Here is a 19,181-nt window from a genome sequence, read left to right on the forward strand (position 1 = left end):
AAAGGTGGGCAGCTATGAAAAGACGAGACAAACAAGTAAAATCAAAATGGAAGAAATACTTTTTTCTCTTGCTCACAATTAATGTAGTTATTGTGTTAGGTATTATGCTATTAATTTTTTGGCCTGTTTCAAGTTCAACCATACCTTCTACAGAAGAGGTTGATGAACAAAAGAGCTCGCAATTTACTGTGCGAACATCGAAGGATAATTTAAATGAACTAGTCAATGCATATCTTGATAAATTACTAGATAATTCACGACACCATTATAGTATTGAATTAAAGGAAGATGTTCATTTATTAGGGGAACTACCTGTATTCTCCTCAACAATTCCACTCTCTGTTCACTTTGAACCACTTGTACAAGAGAATGGGGACGTCATTTTAAAACAAAAATCTATTTCAGTTGGATTGTTGGAGCTCCCAAATCAAAAAATTATGGAGTATATGAAAAAGTACTTACCTATGCCTGAATGGGTTACCGTGAATCCTAAAGAAGAAGAAATCTATGTAGCTGTTACAAATATGGATATACGTAGTAACTTTAAAGTGAGCATCGAAAATTTCGACTTAGAAGCTAACAATCTTGCATTTAAAATTCATGTTCCTTATAAAACATTGGGTATAAAACCTGATAGTAATGAATAAAAGAGAGGTCTAAAGCAAATTTCACGATTGCTTTAGACCCTTTTTTATTCTTCCATATATACTTCATTCATTTGTTTGATTTTATCTTTCACTCTATCTACCAAGTGGTCAGGCGATAACACCTTTGCCTGGTTACCCCAAGTCAAAATCCAATTGATTAGACCACCAGATAACTTGGCTTTTGTCGCTAATACAAAATGCTCGTCATCAATTTTTTTGATATCCGCTTCTTTTCCAAATCGATCCAGTACAACATTAACTAATTCTAAGTGGAAGCGTATTTTAATCCAAATTTCTTCTCCTGCAAACATGTGAAAGCTTTGATTTATGTATTCTTGCAAATGGAAGTCTTTGCTTTTCACAAAGGATTGCTCACTAACTTCTATATCGCGAATCCGGTCTAATCGGTAATGCCTGATTTCCTCAGTTTCTTCAAAATATCCAATTAAATAATAGAAATCATTTTGCCAAATTAATGCATATGGCTCAACATGGTAGTATTCACCCTTGCGATGAAACTCAAATTCTTTTTCAACATTATATTTGCCATATTTATAATTTAAAACTTTTCCTTCTGAGATAGCACGGTGAACACAATCAATGTTGAGTTTAACAAGATCATAGTCCGCATTCGTTGATTGACTAAATAAAATCGGTTCTGGCAATGTTTTTCCAATTTGCTTACTTGTTAACTGCTTCATTTTTTTGATTAATTTTTTCTTTTCATTTGTCGTAATAAATCGCGCTGATAAAATAGCATCAACCATTAATCGCAATTGATATGTTTCAAATAATCTGCCTTGGTGGCTATAATAAATCTTTCCAAACTTCCCTTTATTTTTTACAATTTCAAAATCCAGCTCGTCCAATATTTCCAGATCTCTCTTAAGCGTACGGTGATCAACTGTCATTGGATCGCCAGTGGTATTTCGTAATTTTTCACTCAGTTCATCGATTCCTACTTCGTTAACCTCATCTGTTTCCGTAAACAGAATTTCTTTTACCTTTAATAATCGATAATTACTGCCACGTTCCATTTCCTATGATCTCCCTTCTAATATCAAAAAAGAGCCATCTACAAATGTATATGGCCCTCCTTATCTAATCACAAATCGTTTTACCTTTGATAATAAAAATGTAAATGATTGCTTTGTTAAAACAGTTTCACTACTGATTAATCTCGGTTCTACAATATTGTCTTTATAGTCACTGAGCTTACCTTGATAAACCAATTGTAAACCAGATAATCCTCTGATATCTGAAGGTGTTATAAAACATTCCGGTTTCGTAAGCTGAAATCCTTCTACTCCTCGTAAAACAGTCGCAACAAATTGAGAACAAAACATTGCGTGTTCACGATTTATTTCGATTTGCAGCATAACACCAAAAAGTCCTAAAAAATTATATTTATAATCGCCTGCTTGTAGCTCAATTTCTTTTATCTTTGTTTGGACCTTTTGAAATTCAGCATCAGATAAATGATAAGCATAGATGGCACATGATGAATTTTTCAAAAAGTCGCTGTGAATATTCTCTTTCACAAATCCCCCGATAAACGGATTTCTTGGATTTTTTCTACCGAAACTATAGACTTCCTGCAATTCATCGTCAAATGAGATGGACACATGGTTTAAGCCTTCCTTTGTGCAATAATTAATTGCCCGGGATAAATAAGTTCCAGTATCTGTAAAGAGAAAGTAAAGCGTTCTTCCTCCCATGGCATTCCCCTCCGTGTGACGGTATGCTTTTAACACTTTTTTATTGTGTTGATTAATTGTTACACATTTACTGAAAAAAATATAGTCTTTTTCAAAAAATAAATTTAAATTTACTTTAAAAAGTGAATTTTTAAAAAATAATTCCTTGCAGTTAAATTTACTTTCTTTACTATATGAAAATACTGCACAAAATTCTACATTTTCATGGAAATTAATACTTAAGATTGACTAATTGGTATAAATGCCGTAATCTAACGTTGATGCAATTTTTTCACTATAAAATTTACAATTTCAATGTATTAAATATTAGAAAACCCTTATGCACTAAGAAAGGATTTATACTTTCTTATCTGATAAAATATATACGAAGGCTTTCGTCATTAAATATTCGTGATAAGCCAAGTTTTATTAATGGAGGAAATGACACATATGATAAATGTTTCAAATGTAAGCTTACGTTTCGGCGATAAAAAGTTATTTGAGGATGTAAATTTAAAATTTACTCCTGGAAACTGTTATGGATTAATCGGAGCAAACGGCGCTGGTAAATCAACTTTTATAAAGGTTTTATCTGGTGAAGTTGAACCTCAAAGTGGCAATGTTTCCTTGTCTTCTGGTGAGCGAATGGCTGTTTTAAAACAGGACCACTTTGCTTATGAGGAAAAAGAGGTCCTAGATACTGTTTTAGTAGGACATGAACGATTATATAAGGTGAAACAGGAAAAAGATGCTATTTATATGAAAGCTGATTTTTCTGAGGAAGATGGCATGCGCGCTGCTGAACTTGAAGGTGAATTTGCGGAAATGAACGGTTGGGAAGCAGAATCAGATGCGGCAGTTCTTTTAAAGGGACTTGGTATCGATGATAAGTTTCACGACAAAAAAATGTCTGACCTAGCTGGTGATCAGAAGGTAAAAGTTCTCCTTGCACAAGCATTATTTGGTAATCCAGATATTTTGTTACTGGATGAGCCGACAAACGGATTAGATATCCAGGCTATTCAATGGTTAGAGGATTTCTTAATTAACTTTGAAAACACTGTAATTGTTGTTTCCCATGACCGTCACTTTTTAAATAAGGTTTGTACCCATATTGCAGATGTTGATTATGGTAAAATCCAGATTTATATTGGTAACTATGACTTCTGGTATGAATCAAGCCAGCTTGCTTTACAAATGGCACAGGAAGAAAACAAGAAAAAAGAAGATAAAATTAAAGAATTACAAGCTTTTGTTGCACGGTTTAGTGCGAACGCATCAAAATCTAAACAAGCGACTTCCCGTAAAAAATTGCTTGATAATATCACGCTAGACGATATAAAACCTTCATCAAGACGCTATCCATTTGTTAATTTTAATCCTGAGCGTGAAATTGGAAATGATTTGCTTCGAGTTGAGGGCTTAACAAAAACAATTGGTGAGAAGAAAGTACTGGATAACGTGAGTTTCACCGTTAATAAGGACGATAAAATTGCCTTTGTTGGTCGCGATGATATAGCAAAAACTACTTTACTCAAAATCATTATGGGTGAAATGGAACCAGATGCAGGGACTTACAAGTGGGGCGTCACAACATCCCAATCCTATTTCCCTAAAGATAATGCAAAGTATTTTGAGGATAATCAGCTTCCACTAGTTGATTGGTTACGCCAATATTCACCTCAAGATCAAACTGAAACATTTTTACGAGGATTCTTGGGTAGAATGTTGTTCTCTGGAGAAGAAGCACTTAAGAAAGCCAATGTGCTCTCAGGGGGAGAAAAAGTACGTTGTATGTTGGCAAAAATGATGCTCAGCAGTGCAAACGTGTTAGTCTTAGATGAACCAACAAACCATCTGGATTTGGAATCTATTACAGCACTTAATAATGGCTTAATTAAATTTAAAGGCTCTATTTTATTCACATCACACGATCATCAGTTTGTTCACAGTGTGTCAAACCGGTTGATAGAAATTACTCCTAAAGGAATTGTGGATAAAGAAATGACCTACGACGAATACGTACAGGATAAAAAGTTACAAAAAGATATCGCAGAAATGTATGCAGGGTAATGAAGAAGGAGCGACACCGAAATTGGGTGTCGCCCTTTTTTTATTGAATCAAACATCGTTCTAGGAAATGTGTTATCCGCCGATTTCATGTTTTATCCGCCAATTTGAAAATATATCGGCCGTTAAATTCTTTTATCGCTGATTCTACAAAATAACCGCTGATGTAAAAATATAACCGCCATTACTTAAAAATAACTGCCAATCCACAAATATATCCGCCAATCAGATTTCCATCAAAAATAAAGGCGCCCAGCCAAAGCTAGGACGCCTCCATACACCTTAAACGGTCTTATTAAATTTTGCTTCTACTTTTTCCAGCATATCTTTCGTCATTTTATCTAGATCATACTCTGCTTTGAAGCCCCATTCCTTAGCGGCTGCGGAGCTATCAATTCGATTTGGCCAGCTCTCTGCAATATTTTGGCGAACCGGGTCAACATCATAATGAAGCTCGAACTCAGGCATATATTTTTGTATAGCCTTTTCAAAATCCCCAGGTTCTGCTGAAATGGCAGATATATTAAACGCATTGCGGTGTTCAAGCTTGCTGGCATCAGCTTCCATCAATTGTATGATTGCATTCAGGGCATCTGGCATATACATCATATCCATGTATGTACCTTCCCCAATATAAGAAGTATACGATTGGTTTTTCACAGCTTCGTAATAAATTTCAACAGAATAATCCGTTGTTCCGCCTCCTGGTGGCGCCACATAGGAAATCAAGCCAGGAAAACGAACACCGCGAGTATCAACACCAAAACGAGAATAGTAGTAGTCACAGAGTAACTCTCCAGCTACTTTGTTGACGCCATACATCGTTGTCGGGCGTTGAATAGAATCTTGCGGTGTATCATCTTTCGGAGTGTTTGGACCAAATGCCCCTATGGAACTTGGTGTGAAAAATTGTAGGTCAAGCTCACGAGCAACCTCTAAGGCATTCACTAATCCACCCATGTTTATATCCCAAGCTTTTTTCGGGATTGCTTCTGCTTTTGCTGATAGTAATGCTGCTAGATGCATGATGGTATCTACACCATATTGTTTTGATACCTCGAATAAACGATCATAATCTGTTACATCAACAATTTCGAACGGTCCATCAGCATCGTCGTGGTCGTCTCTTTTTTTTATATCTGTTCCAACCACATTTTCTTTACCATATGTTTCACGTAATTTCGTTACAAGCTCAGAGCCAATCTGCCCTAAAGCCCCTGTTACTAAAATCTTTTTCATTCGTTTTTACCTCCAACATTTCTATAGCAGTAGAAATTACGAAATGATACCCATTTCTTTTCCTACTTTTTCATATATACGTAACGCATCATCAAGCATTTCCTTCGTATGTGCTGCACTTGGCATGTTGCGCACACGGCCAGTTCCTTTTGGTACAGTTGGGAATACAATTGATTTGCAATAAACGCCTGCTTCATATAATTTTTTACTAAACTTCTGTGTATCCAATTCATCACCGATGACACATGGTGTAATTGGTGTTTCGCTATCACCAATATCAAATCCTAATTTTTTCAATCCGTCTTTTAGGTAGTCACTATTTTCCCAAAGCTTTTCATTTAACTCAGTACTTTCCATCAATATCTCAATTGCTTTAGTACTCGCAACTGCATCTGCAGGGGTAACAGCAGTCGAAAACAAGAATGGACGAGAACGAACCTTGAGCCAATCAATTAAATTGCTTTTACCGGCAACATATCCGCCAACTACACCGATTGCTTTCGACAATGTACCCATTTGAAAGTCTATTCGGTTCTGTAAGCCAAAGTGTTTTACTGTTCCAGCACCTTTCCCCATTACACCAGATCCATGTGCATCATCTACATATGTGATTAAATCGAACTCCTCTGCAATATCAACAATTTCAGGTAATTTAGCAACGTCACCGTCCATTGAAAATACTCCGTCGGTAATAACCATGATTTTATTATAATTACCGGACTCTACAGCTTCTTTTGCCTTTTTACGTAAGTCATCCATGTCAGAATGGTTTACGCGAATAATCTTTGCCTTAGATAAACGACAACCATCAATAATTGATGCGTGGTTTAACTCATCGGAAAGAATCGCATCATTTTTGTCCATTACAGCTGAAATTGCTGCCATGTTACAATTGAAACCCGATTGATACGAAATCGCAGCTTCCGTATCCTTAAATTCAGCTAGCTTTTTCTCAAGCTCCACATGGACATCTAACGTACCATTGATTGTACGTACGGCACCCGCACCTACGCCATGAGAATCAACAGCTTCTTTTGCAACCTTTTTCAAACGTTCATCAGTTGCTAACCCTAAATAATTGTTAGATGATAAATTAATTAATTCTTTGTCATCTATTGTAATGACTGGTCCATTTGGTCCTTCAACAGGTTCAATGTCATTATAAAGACCTTTTTCTTTTAAATCGGCAATATTCTCTTCTAAAAATGAATGTAATGCTTTACTAGTCATAGATTATATCCTCCTTATCATTATGTAAGCGCTCTATCATTTACCGTTAAAAACCAGTATACACTCCGTCTTTAATAGCTAGCTTAACTCATGTGTAAAATTCGACACAAGTTACTTGCGCATTCCATATTACAGTTTACCATATTTCGCTAATTATGTTTAATAAGAGCTAAATTTAGTATACACATTCAAAGCACTACCATACATTCATTAATTTTTGTCGAAACCTTTCATTTTTGTAAGAAATTTGTCTGTTTTTGTCATAAAAAAACATAGTAAAATAGTCACTTTTTTAATATACTAATTAGTATGAAGAACTTATCGGGGGGAAAAAAATGAAAAGAATGTTAATTGCACTATTCCTTATGCTTATTATCGGATTTGGCATTGTTGGATACACGCAAACAGGTGATCCAAACCAAACAATTGAAAAAGAAACAAATTCATCATCTATTAAACTATAGGTTTATTTGACATATATAAGAAAAGGAAAGCAACTAACAAAATTAGTGCTTTCCTTTTATATTGCTCGCTTTTTCTATTCAATTGTTATTATTTTAAAATTGTTACGTTAACTGTTTGTCTTCCCCATGCATATGCTTCATCTTTAGTTTGAACATGAACGTCGATTTCATTTCCATTAATTGCTCCACCAACGTCTCCAGCTACAGCACGTCCATAACCTTCAACATAAACTTCAGTACCCAATGGAATGACGTTTGGATCTACTGCAATTACTTTTTTATTTGGATTAGCATTTAAGTCAATTCCTGTTGCTGTTACTCCTGAACACCCAGGGCAATCAGCTGTATATGCAGTAGCTTCTACACTAATTGTTTTACCTTCTGAGCTATTATCTTTTTCGTTATTTGATTTTTCTACTTCTGCTGTTTCAGTTTTTGTTTCTGCTTGAGTAGTAGTTGCGTTTGATTCTTTTGCTTTTGCTGGCTGATTGTCTTGATCCTGATCTATGTTGACACCTTTAATTTCAAGTTCTTGTCCAATTGAGATTACATCAGACTCTAATTTATTCCATTTTTTGATATTGTCAACTTTGACGTCGAATTTTTCTCCAATTCCGATTAACGTGTCGCCTTCTTCAACTTTATATATTTCATTAATAAACAATTTTTGTTTTGGTTGAATCACTGTAGTTTTCAACGCATTTATTTCAACTAAATCGTCAACCGATGTATTGTATTCTTGTGCTATGTCCCAAAGAGTATCTCCTTTTTCTACTTGATATTCCTCTGCTGAGACGTTTGTAATTCCTGCGCCAGCAATAATGATACTCATAGCAAGAGCTGCTATTAATTTCTTCATAGGTGTTGTCCCTCCTCAAATTTCTGACATTGCCTATATTATCACAGCGAAATAGGTAATGCAGTTACAGAGAAGTTAAGAGTCTATTACAAGCATTACTAAATAATCATTGATATATTACAATTATGATAGGTTTATAACAAAGGACTGTTTTATTACAGGTATTCGGGTATTAAGGACTATAAATTGTGGTATTTTTGAGGACTTTCGACAAAAATCTATCATTCTAGTATATGTTTTTTGCAATACAATTCGGGAATATTATTAGTTGTGGGCTAAAAACGAACAAAAGTGTAAGCGACCGATGTTTATCTTCATAGTTGATATATAATGCGACGTAACGAAAAATCATGTTCAGTGCCCTGCGACCGCTACGGAAAAATCACTACGCTTTCCGCGGGCTTGCGCTGAGCCTCCTCGCGAGCAAAAACCGCTCACTGCGGGGTCTCAAGACTTCGCTTTCCCGCAGGAGTCTCCGTGTTTTTCCTCCGCTAACATGGTTTCTGGAAGCAGTAATATATAGCCCCTTTCACTGTTATGGCAGTTGATTGGAGCGGAGGACCGTTGACTCCTGCGGGAACAGCACGAGTCTGAAGACCCCGCAGCGGTGGTCTTCCGCGAGGAGGCTGAAGCCGTGCCCGCGGAAAGCAACGGTCCGCAGCGGAAATCAACATAGCAGTAATGTCGTAGCAGTTTATATACACAAAAAAACCTTGCTATCTTTAATAAGAAAGCAAGGTTTTTTTGATTACTATATTTGTTTCTTCTTTATTTAGATTCCAATTCTTTTTTATACTGTTCAAATTCAGTTGGCGTACAACGCACCCAGTGTCGTGGAGCAACTTCTCTAAATTCCATTTCTTCATCCACGTTGTGTACTGTTGGATCGTATTCAACACGTTTACGATTACGTTCATACTCTGGATCTGGTAGTGGAATCGCGGAAAGCAATGACTTTGTATATGGATGTAACGGATTTCGATACAACTCATCACTATCAGCTAGTTCTACCATGTTTCCATAGTACATAACTCCGATACGATCACTTAAATATTTTACCATTGATAAATCATGTGCAATAAATAAATACGTCAAACCGTATTCACGTTGCAGCTTTTTCAATAAATTTACTACCTGCGCTTGGATTGACACGTCAAGTGCTGAAATAGGCTCATCGGCAATAATAAATTCTGGTTTAACAGCTAATGCTCGAGCAATACCGATACGTTGTCTTTGCCCACCACTAAATTCATGTGGGAAACGTGTCGCGTGTTCTTTGTTCAGACCAACTGTAACAAGCAATTCCTCAACGCGCGCTTTACGCTCTTTCGCGTCTTTTGCAAGATTATGCACATCGATTCCTTCTGCAATGATATCCATAACGGTCATTCTTGGGTTAAGTGAAGATGAAGGATCCTGGAAAATCATCTGCATTTTGCGATTGAATTTTTTCATATCAGCTGTAGATTTTTTACCGTGGACATCTTCGCCCTTATATTTTACTGTTCCGTCAGTCGCTTCATATAAACGAATGATTGTTCTTCCAGTCGTAGATTTACCACAACCTGATTCCCCAACCAATCCAAATGTTTCACCTTGATATATATCGAAATTAAGGCCGTCAACAGCTTTGACTACACCTTTTCTGCCAATTTTAAAATGACGCTTTAAATTACTAACTTCTAATAGTTTTTCAGCTGTCATGTACTTCACCTTCCTTAACGTCAGGAGTTGTACCAGTTGATGCAAAGCCGTCCATTCGTCTTTGTACCGCTGCTGGTGGCTCCATTTTTGGAGCATCTTCATGCAATAACCATGTCGCAGCATAATGTGTATCTGAAACCTTGAACATTGGTGGTTGCATTTCTTCATCTATTTTTAATGCATATGCATTACGTGGTGCAAATGCGTCACCCTTAGGTGGATTTGTCATATCCGGTGGACTACCTGGAATAGTGACTAGGTCGTCAGTATTATCATCCAGCGTAGGCATTGATCCTAAAAGACCCCAAGTATATGGATGTTTTGGGTTATAAAAAATTTCCTCTGTTGTACCAATTTCAACTATTCTACCTGCATACATAACCGCAACTCGGTCTGCAACGTTTGCTACAACACCTAAATCATGTGTAATAAAAACAATTGCACTACTTGTTTCTCTTTGGATATCTTTCATTAATTCTAAAATTTGCGCTTGAATCGTAACATCTAGTGCAGTAGTTGGCTCATCCGCAATCAATAGCTTTGGATTACATGCGAGTGCTATCGCAACAACAACACGTTGACGCATACCACCAGAAAATTGGTGTGGATATTGATGCAAGCGTTTATCTGCATTTGGAATACCTACAAGCTTTAATAATTCTACTGCACGTTCACTTGCGTCTTTACGATTCATTTTCTGATGTTTCATTAAGCCTTCCATAATCTGATTTCCAATTTTCATTGTAGGATTTAATGATGACATTGGATCCTGGAAAATCATGGATATATCTTTTCCGCGAATCTTTTGCATCTCTTTCTCAGACTTATGAACTAAATCTTCACCTTCAAACATGATTGATCCTTCTTTAATAACACCCTGTGGCTTAGGCAGAAGACGCATAATAGCTTTTGTCGTAACAGATTTCCCTGAACCTGATTCACCAACAATTGCCAGCGTTTCTCCTTTGTTTACATCAAACGATACACCGCGCACCGCTTGTACCTCGCCGCCAAAGGTGTTAAATGATACGTTAAGATCGTTAACCTCAAGTAATTTGCTCATTTATAAACACCTGCCTTTTTATTTATGCATTTTAGGGTCAAAAGCATCCCGCAATCCATCCGCTACAACGTTAAACGCAATCATAATTACGGAAATAACAATTGCTGGATATAAAAGTAAGAACGGGTAGATTCGAAGATAATCAAATCCTGTATTAATTAGTGTACCAAGTGATGCTTCCGGTGGAACTAACCCAAGTCCAATGAAGCTTAGAAATGCTTCGAAGAATATCGCACCAGGAATCGTGAACATTGTATTAATAATAATGACACCACTAATATTTGGTATTAAATGCTTCGTGACTATTTTTGAAGCTTTTGTACCCAACGTTCTCGATGCTAATACATATTCCATGTTTTTAAGTTTTAATATTTCCCCTCGGACTAACCTGGCCATTCCTATCCAACCGGTAATCGTCAGGGCTATGGTTATTGAAAGTATACCTGGCTGCAGGATGATTATCATGAGTAAAATAACAACCAAGTTTGGAACCCCTACAAGCACTTCAATAATCCGTTGCATGACATTATCTATTCGACCGCCAGCATATCCAGAAATACCACCATATGCTACACCGATGATAAGGTCAATTGCTGCAGCTAAAAAGGCAATGTATAACGATACACGTGTACCTTTCCATAATCTTGTCCATTGATCTCGACCTAAATTATCTGTTCCTAGCCAGAAATATGTGTCATCCAAACCTTTTGCCTCATAGACATGGTAAGTAGCTTCAACTACTGCCGAATCTTTTGTACCATTTCCTTCATCAACTACTTCGATATCTATAAAATCTTCTTTGTTATCATATCGCATATAAGCATTCTTAGTAGCGTCTTCAACATCGTCGCCATCATACTCACCACTTAAAGTTCCGTCAAAACCTGACCATTCAGCATCATCCAACCAACTCACTCTTGGTGGCATTGTTCCTCTTGTAACGTCTTGATCATTATAGCCGTATTCGTTCATTCCCGGGCCAAAAAAGCTCATAATTATAATAATAAACAGGATAATCACGGAGACTATTGCTAATTTGTTTTTTAAGAATGTTCTAGTTGCATCCTGTAAAAACGTTCTACTTGGTTTTTCAATTTTTTCACTTGTATCTTCTTGACGTTCGAGGGGTTGTAATAGTTCTTTAGGTATTTTATTCTGATCCATTTTAACTCTCCCCTCCTGATACTCTAATTCTAGGATCAATTATTCCGTATAATAGATCAATAATTAATATAATAACTACAAACAATACTGAAAACAGCAGTGTAGTTCCCATTATTGTAGGATAATCATTTACCATAATTGATGATACGAACTGGTCACCTAACCCAGGTATTGCAAAAATTTGTTCAATTACAAGTGTTCCTGTCATTAAACTAACTGACATTGGTCCCATTATCGTAACAAGTGGGATCAAAGCATTACGTAGTCCGTGTTTAAAGATAATACCTGTTTCCGTAACACCCTTCGCTCTAGCGGTAAGAATGAAATCCGACCCTAGAACTTCTAACATTTCTGTTCGTGTAAAACGAGCAGATACTGCCAATGGGAAAATCATTAATGCAATCGTTGGTAACACTGAGTACTCCCAACCTTCCCATAGGGCTACAGGGAACCAACCCAATTTAACTGCTAATCCCCATTGCAGAAGGCCTGCAAATACAAAGGATGGGATTGATGTACCTAATACTGCTAAAACCGTGGAACCATAGTCGAGAAATCCATTATGGAAAACTGAGGCTACTAAACCAAGGAGTATTCCTAATAGTGTACCAACTATCATAGCTTGAAGACCAACCTGAAACGATGGACCAATTCTATCCATAATAATATCTGTTACAGGTGTATTAGAGAACGCAAATGAGATTCCTAAATCACCTTGCAAAAGTCCACCCATATAATTCAAGTATTGGATTGGAACCGGGTCATCAAGTCCGTATTTCTCTAATACAACTGCAGCTTGTTCCTCTGATAGTTTGTTTTCAGCACTAAGCGGACTCCCTGGTAATAGTTTCATAAGGAAGAACGATATCGTAGCAATTAAAAATAAAGTTATAGCCATGTACATAATACGTTTTAGTAAATACCGTGCCATACTTGCACCTCCCAAGAATTTTGTAAATTCATGTTGAAAAAGTTCGATTGTTTAAAATTATACGACTTTTTTATTGCATTGGAAAAGAGAGTATATGTCCACTTAGGAATATACTCCCTTTACCAATTACATAACCTAGCATATTCTAATTAGTTACCTCTAAGAATACAAATCTTTGGTTATTCAGCTGCTCCAACACTTGCCCACTTGTATTCATAAGTAGCACCCATTGGGTTGTTAATTACACCTTTAATAGAGGGTGAGATTAATTGTGCACGAGCACTTTGATACAATGGTGCAACTGCCGCATCTTCAGCTAAGATTTTTTCAGCTTTTAAGAAAGCTTCAAAACGTTTAACAGGATCAAGAGCTAATTCATTTACAGTACTTTGAACTAATTTATCATACTCAGGATTTGAGTAACCCATCTTATTGTTTCCACCATCAGTTAACCATAGGTTCAACCAAGTGTATGGATCAAGATAGTCAGGACCCCATCCAGAGAATTGAATATCATAGTCCATGTTAGTATCTAATTCTAAGCGTTGTTCGAATGGAACTTGCTTCAACGTAATTTCTAATCCTTCAAGGTTAGATTCCATTTGGTTAGCAAGATATTCGTTCATGATTTTAGTAGTTTCGCCATCTCCACCTAAGAATTCAAGGCTAACTTCTGTTTTACCAATTTCTTCTAAACCTTTTTTCCATAGTTCTTTAGCTTTTTCTGGATCGTATGTTACTAAATCTCCATTGATTTCGCGGAAATCCTCACCAGTTTCAGGATGAGCAGAGAAATCAGCAGGAACATAACCGTTAGAAACGATAGATCCATTATTGATAACTTCATCAACTAAAGCTTGCTTGTTAATAGATTTGCTTAATGCTTTACGGATATTAACGTTAGCAAGTGCATCTGAAGTTGTTTGGTTAAATTTCAAATAGAATAAAGATGTTTCTGGTGTAATTGTAAAATCATCATGTGATGAATATTTATCAACTAGTTCTGCAGAAATACCTGCACGTTGAACTTCACCTTTTTCATATAAGTCCACTGCAACTTGTGGATCTTTTACTACATCATAAGTCATTTTTGTTAATTGTACAGTTTCAGCATCCCAGTACTTTTCATTTTTTACTAAGTCCCAAGAAGTTGAAGTACTCTTCCATCCATCTAGTAAGAATGGTCCGTTAGCTAATAACGTTTCAGAGCTTGTAGCATATTTGTCGCCTTGTGCTTCAACGAATTTTTGATTTAATGGTAAGAATGTACCGAAAGCTGTTAATGATTCAAAATATGGTGTTGGTTTCTCAAGCGTAACAACTAATGTATAGTCGCCTTCCGCTTTTACACCTAATTCTTTTACAGGTTTTTCGCCAGCGCTAATTGCTGTAGCGTTTTTAATTACGCCACCCATCATGTATGGGCCATACTCAGAGCCTGTCTTAGGATTCACAGCACGTTGCCATGCATAAACGAAGTCATGCGCTGTTACTGGATCCCCGTTTTCCCAAACTGCATCTTCACGTAAAGTGAATGTCCAAGTTAGGGCATCTTCACTTACTTTATGTTCTGTAGCAATACCTGGCGTTAATTTAGCATCTTCCCCTAGACGATATAGACCTTCCATAGTAGTTCCTAGGAATTGGAATGCATATTCGTCAGTAGCTAAAGAAGCATCCATTGTAGGAATAGTATCCCCATTTAATAAATTAAGTACTTGTTCAGCTGGCTCTTCTGCAGGTTCTTCTGCAGGTTCCTCAGTTGTTTCACCTGAGTCGCCATCTTTTGTTTCTGTGCTGCCCTCTTCTCCACTAGAGCATGCAACCATGAATATACTTAGCAAAAGACCTAATGCTAATAGTAATGAAAATTTCGACAATTTCATGGTATGTTGACCTCCCCTTTTTTGTTTTTCTAAAAGCTTGTGTAGAAAAATTATCTACAATAAGCATTATACAATTTTTCAAACTATTTTGCATTACTTTTTTTAATAAATTTTTTCAAAACTCTATTATAATAACAATCTCGTTACAAAAGATAGGTCTATATACCTATACAATTTTACTTACTTTTAACATTATTCCGTTCATAAAGCATTAATCTTATTCCTATACTTTCATTTTAGAATCTAATATTATAATCATCCTATCTTTGCTATAATTAGAGATATTCTATTTCAAAGGGTGTACAAGTATGATTTATTTAAAAAATAAATGGATTTTCTTTCTAATTAATATCTTTGTAACCATTCTACTATTTATGACCTCTTCTCCAACATACAATCTAACGCATTTCATTAATTCTTTATTTTATGTATTGTTAGTGTATCTCATCTTATTGTTATTTTTATTTATTATAAAAGGACGCTTTTTTGATGGGATCACATGGAGTTTTCGAAGATTCCGTTCAATTATGTCCAAAAACAGGGATTACTTAGAAGAACTGGGAGATAATCCAATGCTTTCCGAACGCATTAGCATCACCTTTTACCGATTTATTGCATTTCAAACATTCGCTTTATTGGTTTTTCTGATGCTATTGCTCGTTATATATTATATATAACTCTACAGTCCCACATTGAAAAAGAGAGTATATTCCGCTATGGAATATACTCTCTTTTTACTCTAGTTATTCTGATGCCCCAACACTTGCCCATTTATAATCATAGGAAGAACCCATTGGGTTTCTAATAACTCCTTGTATTTTCGGCGAAATTAATTGTGCACGAGCTCTTTGGTACAATGGAACAACCACTGCATCTTCAGCTAAGATTTTTTCAGCTTCTAGAAATGCCTCGAAACGTTTAACCGGCTTAAGTGCCAATTCATTTACAGTACTTTGAATTAACTTATCATACTTAGGATTGGAGTAGCCCATCTTATTGTTTTGACCATCCGTCAACCATAAGTTTAAGAATGTGTATGGATCAAGAAAGTCAGGAAGCCATCCATTGTATTGAATGTCATAGTCCATGTTTGAATCCAATTCAAGCTTTTGTTCAAAAGGGACTTCTTTTAAAGTAATTTTAAGTCCTGGAAGATTTGTTTCCATTTGGTTAGCAATGAATTCGTTCATGAGTTTAGTCGTTTCACCATCGCCACCTAAAAATTCAAGCTCAACTTTTTCCTTACCAATCTCCTCAAGACCCTTTTCCCATAGTTCTTTTGCCTTTTCTGGATCAAATGTTACGAGATCTCCATTGATTTCACGGAAATCTTCACCAGTTTCAGGATGTTTACTGAAATTTTTAGGTATATAACCATTAGCAACAACTGATCCATCATTTAAAATTTCGTCAACTAGTGCTTGCTTGTTTATCGATTTACTAATCGCTTTACGGATGTTCACGTTTGCAAGTGCATCTGAAGTAGTTTGGTTAAGTTTCAACCAGAATAAAGTTGGTTCAAGTGTAGTTGTATAGTCATCATCTGATGCATATTTATCAACCAGATCAGAAGAAACACCTGCACGATCCACTTTACCTTTTTCATAAAGATCCACACCAACCTGTGGATCTTTAACTACATCAAAAGTCATTTTTTCCAATTGTACTGCTTCAGCATCCCAGTAATCTGGGTTCTTTTTTAAATTCCAATTTGTTGAAGTACTTTTCCAATCTGTTAATAAGAATGGCCCATTAGACAGTAATGTATCAGAGCTTGTTGCGTACTTATCGCCTTGCTTTTCAACAAATTTTTGATTTAAAGGAAAAAAGGTACTAAAAGCTGTTAAGGATTCGAAATATGGTGTTGGTTTTTCAAGTGTAACAACAAAAGTATAATCTCCATCAGCTTTTACACCTAATTTCTCAATCGGCATATCACCTTTACTAATTGCTGTTGCGTTTTTGACAACGCCACCCATCATATATGGTCCATACTCAGATCCTACTTCAGGATCTACAGCACGTCTCCACGCGTAAACAAAGTCATGTGCTGTTACAGGATCTCCATTTGACCACTTTGCATCTTCACGAAGATTAAATGTCCAAACTGTTCCATCTTCACTTACCTTATGGTCCTTAGCTATGCCTGGAGTTACTTCTACATTTTTACCTAGACGGTAAAGACCTTCCATCGTATTTCCAATATAAATAGCAGATAGTGCATCGGTCGACAAAGTAAGATCCATCGTTGGAATCGTATCACTTTCTAATAGATGTAGTACTTGCTCAACATCTTCGCCAGTCTTTTCATCCGAGTCTTCATTGCTTGATTTTGTACTGCTCCCATCATCACTAGAGCATGCTGCCAGGAATATACTTAGCAAAAGCCCTAGTACTAAAAGTAATGTTAATTTTGATAATTTCATCGTATGATGACCCCCCTATTGTGTTTTATAAATGCCCGTACACGGATTTATCTACAATTAGAATCATACGATTTTTCAAACTAGTTTGCATTACTTTTATTTAAGACTTTTTGGCAAAACTCCACTAGAATAACATTATGATTAAAAAGATACATCTTTTTGCCTACATTAACTTTGTGTGTTTTTTACTATAACTAGTATAAATTACATTACGCATTTCGTTGTTTACTATATTTAACAATGTAAAATCCGGTCAGCGTTACCAATACTGCTAAAATACCTGCCGTTATGAATAAGTGGTTAAACCCTGTTTCCATTATTGTGGTAACTGTTGTTTCTAATTTTTCTTGCATAGTACTATCTGTAACTTGACCAATTCTTTGTTGGATATCACCATAATTCAATTCGTTTTGTGCTTCAAAACTAACAACATCTTCACCGAACTTACCCTAACTGTTGGCTCGATGTTTGTAAGACTTCCTGTTATGTATCCAGCATAAATAGTTGGGAATAACGTTAACCCAATCTGGCGAATTAAAGATAAAGTGCCGAGCGCAGAACCCTGCTCCCCGTCTTTAGCACTTTCACCAACTAACACATTTAATGGTGCCCCAAGCAATATTCCAAGTCCAACACCAGCAAGAACACTAGCAATTATAAATGTCCAGACTCCCGCCACCCATAGTGGGAACATGAAAAACCCTATAATCCCAATTACACCAGAAATAATTATGGTTTGCGCTGTACCACGTTTGTCCGTTAAATATCCACCTAATCCTGCTCCAATTCCTGATGCAAGTGCAAGTGGGGTTAACCAATAACCGGCATTTTCAACTGGCACTTGTAATACTTGTTGTACATATGCCGGGATGAAAATAATTCCAGCAAGAAATCCTCCAGACAAAAATCCTAACAACAACGTTATTTGAAATAACTTTGTTTTTAACAATGAGAAAGCGAGAATAGGATCCCCACCACGCGACTCAACACGCCGCTCGTAAACTAATAAAACAACAAATAAAGCAATTCCTATAATAAGAAATGGTAATACATTAGCCTGCATTACGCTTTCTATAAACGATTGACTATCCAACTTAGTAATTCCATACATGAGTGAAAGGATAGCTCCTGCCAATAGAATGCTTCCTACAAAATCCAGAGCTTTGGACTCGCCAGGATAGGATTCATCAATCTTCACAACTCCACCTATAATAAGAAATAGTGCAATCGGTAGGTTAATCAAAAATAACCAGTGCCAGGAACCAGTAATGTCTAGTATTACTGCACCAAGGTTTGGACCTATTACCGCTGCAATTCCGTGCATACCTCCCAAGAGCCCTAGTGCACGGCCTTGTTTATCCTTTGGTAAGGTTGCTAAGATATGCGAACTTCCAATGATAAATATCCCGCCACCACCGATGGCCTGAATGACACGAGCAACCAGCAAAAAGGTAAATGAAGGACTTATCGCAACGAGTAATGAACCAATCGCAAATAAAGTTATTTCTATTATAAATAATCGTTTTCGCCCGAACCTATCTGACAGCTTTCCTACGATTGGCACACTTACTGCAATTCCGAGTGTGTAAAGGGTTATACTCCACGTTCCCCATGATGGCGATACATTAAATGAATCATTAATTGTGGTTAGTGCAGTGCTTATGATTCCGTTATCTAGTCCGGCCATAAATACACCAATAGTAAAAAGTGTAATCGCCCATTTTTGTGATCCTTCATTCTGTTTGGACATTTCTCGTACCTCCAATACACTTGAAAATAGAGCCCTTTAAAGAGCTCCATC

15 protein-coding genes and 1 pseudogene are annotated in these 19,181 nt (G+C 36.4%); 4 read left to right on the forward strand and 12 right to left on the reverse strand.

Going from position 1 to position 19,181, the window contains the following annotated elements; genetic code table 11:
- Positions 1–14: 14 nt before the first annotated feature.
- Positions 15–647 carry a YpmS family protein gene (locus LG329_RS08800; protein WP_404456086.1) on the forward strand — a complete coding sequence of 211 codons (633 nt, stop codon included), beginning with the start codon at positions 15–17 and terminating at the stop codon, positions 645–647.
- 44 nt (positions 648–691) lie between these two features.
- Here the strand turns inward: LG329_RS08800 and LG329_RS08805 are convergent, their stop codons facing one another.
- Both LG329_RS08805 and LG329_RS08810 read right to left on the reverse strand, forming a co-directional pair.
- Positions 692–1,684, reverse strand: a complete 993-nt coding sequence (locus tag LG329_RS08805; RefSeq protein ID WP_404456089.1) for a helix-turn-helix transcriptional regulator — start codon at positions 1,682–1,684, stop codon at positions 692–694.
- Between the two features lie 60 nt (positions 1,685–1,744).
- A complete protein-coding gene (locus LG329_RS08810; protein WP_404456092.1) occupies positions 1,745–2,365 on the reverse strand; it encodes a hypothetical protein in 621 nt (206 codons plus the stop codon).
- Positions 2,366–2,794: 429 nt separating this feature from the next.
- Here LG329_RS08810 and LG329_RS08815 point away from each other — a divergent pair, with 429 nt between their 5' ends.
- Positions 2,795–4,417 (forward strand): ABC-F family ATP-binding cassette domain-containing protein, encoded by a 1,623-nt coding sequence (locus LG329_RS08815; protein WP_404456094.1) that lies wholly within the window; start codon positions 2,795–2,797, stop codon positions 4,415–4,417.
- A gap of 279 nt (positions 4,418–4,696) precedes the next feature.
- Here the strand turns inward: LG329_RS08815 and LG329_RS08820 are convergent, their stop codons facing one another.
- Both LG329_RS08820 and LG329_RS08825 read right to left on the reverse strand, forming a co-directional pair.
- Complete coding sequence (locus tag LG329_RS08820; RefSeq protein WP_404456097.1) at positions 4,697–5,653, reverse strand: L-threonine 3-dehydrogenase; 957 nt, start codon at positions 5,651–5,653, stop codon at positions 4,697–4,699.
- 36 nt (positions 5,654–5,689) lie between these two features.
- Positions 5,690–6,883 (reverse strand): glycine C-acetyltransferase, encoded by a 1,194-nt coding sequence (locus LG329_RS08825; RefSeq protein ID WP_404456100.1) that lies wholly within the window; start codon positions 6,881–6,883, stop codon positions 5,690–5,692.
- A gap of 335 nt (positions 6,884–7,218) precedes the next feature.
- On the opposite strand from LG329_RS08825, the gene LG329_RS08830 reads away from it, so the two are divergent.
- Positions 7,219–7,347, forward strand: coding sequence for a hypothetical protein (locus LG329_RS08830; RefSeq protein ID WP_404456103.1), 129 nt, complete (start codon positions 7,219–7,221; stop codon positions 7,345–7,347).
- Between the two features lie 88 nt (positions 7,348–7,435).
- Here LG329_RS08830 and LG329_RS08835 read toward each other — a convergent pair whose 3' ends face one another.
- The 6 genes from LG329_RS08835 to LG329_RS08860 all read right to left on the reverse strand — a co-directional run bounded on the left by LG329_RS08835 (position 7,436) and on the right by LG329_RS08860 (position 14,954).
- Positions 7,436–8,206: a LysM peptidoglycan-binding domain-containing protein gene (locus LG329_RS08835; protein WP_404456105.1), complete on the reverse strand. Its 771-nt coding sequence runs from the start codon at positions 8,204–8,206 to the stop codon at positions 7,436–7,438.
- Positions 8,207–8,974: 768 nt separating this feature from the next.
- A complete protein-coding gene (locus LG329_RS08840; protein WP_404456108.1) occupies positions 8,975–9,910 on the reverse strand; it encodes an ABC transporter ATP-binding protein in 936 nt (311 codons plus the stop codon).
- Positions 9,900–10,973, reverse strand: coding sequence for an ABC transporter ATP-binding protein (locus LG329_RS08845; protein WP_404456111.1), 1,074 nt, complete (start codon positions 10,971–10,973; stop codon positions 9,900–9,902). The genes LG329_RS08840 and LG329_RS08845 overlap by 11 nt, the downstream gene beginning before the upstream one ends.
- Positions 10,974–10,991: 18 nt before the next feature.
- Positions 10,992–12,137, reverse strand: coding sequence for an oligopeptide ABC transporter permease (gene opp3C / locus LG329_RS08850; RefSeq protein WP_404456113.1), 1,146 nt, complete (start codon positions 12,135–12,137; stop codon positions 10,992–10,994).
- Position 12,138: 1 nt separating this feature from the next.
- Positions 12,139–13,068: an oligopeptide ABC transporter permease gene (gene opp3b, locus LG329_RS08855; RefSeq protein WP_404456116.1), complete on the reverse strand. Its 930-nt coding sequence runs from the start codon at positions 13,066–13,068 to the stop codon at positions 12,139–12,141.
- A gap of 179 nt (positions 13,069–13,247) precedes the next feature.
- Positions 13,248–14,954, reverse strand: coding sequence for a peptide ABC transporter substrate-binding protein (locus LG329_RS08860; RefSeq protein WP_404456119.1), 1,707 nt, complete (start codon positions 14,952–14,954; stop codon positions 13,248–13,250).
- A gap of 308 nt (positions 14,955–15,262) precedes the next feature.
- On the opposite strand from LG329_RS08860, the gene LG329_RS08865 reads away from it, so the two are divergent.
- Positions 15,263–15,631 (forward strand): DUF3899 domain-containing protein, encoded by a 369-nt coding sequence (locus LG329_RS08865; RefSeq protein ID WP_404456121.1) that lies wholly within the window; start codon positions 15,263–15,265, stop codon positions 15,629–15,631.
- A 66-nt stretch (positions 15,632–15,697) separates the two neighbouring features.
- Here LG329_RS08865 and LG329_RS08870 read toward each other — a convergent pair whose 3' ends face one another.
- Positions 15,698–17,380 (reverse strand): peptide ABC transporter substrate-binding protein, encoded by a 1,683-nt coding sequence (locus tag LG329_RS08870; RefSeq protein WP_404456124.1) that lies wholly within the window; start codon positions 17,378–17,380, stop codon positions 15,698–15,700.
- Positions 17,381–17,589: 209 nt separating this feature from the next.
- Positions 17,590–19,130 (reverse strand): annotated as a pseudogene (locus tag LG329_RS08875) (MFS transporter).
- Between the last annotated feature and the right edge of the window lie 51 nt (positions 19,131–19,181).

Source organism: Virgibacillus necropolis (assembly GCF_044793635.1).
Classification (GTDB): Bacteria; Bacillota; Bacilli; order Bacillales; family Amphibacillaceae; genus Virgibacillus_F; species Virgibacillus_F necropolis_A.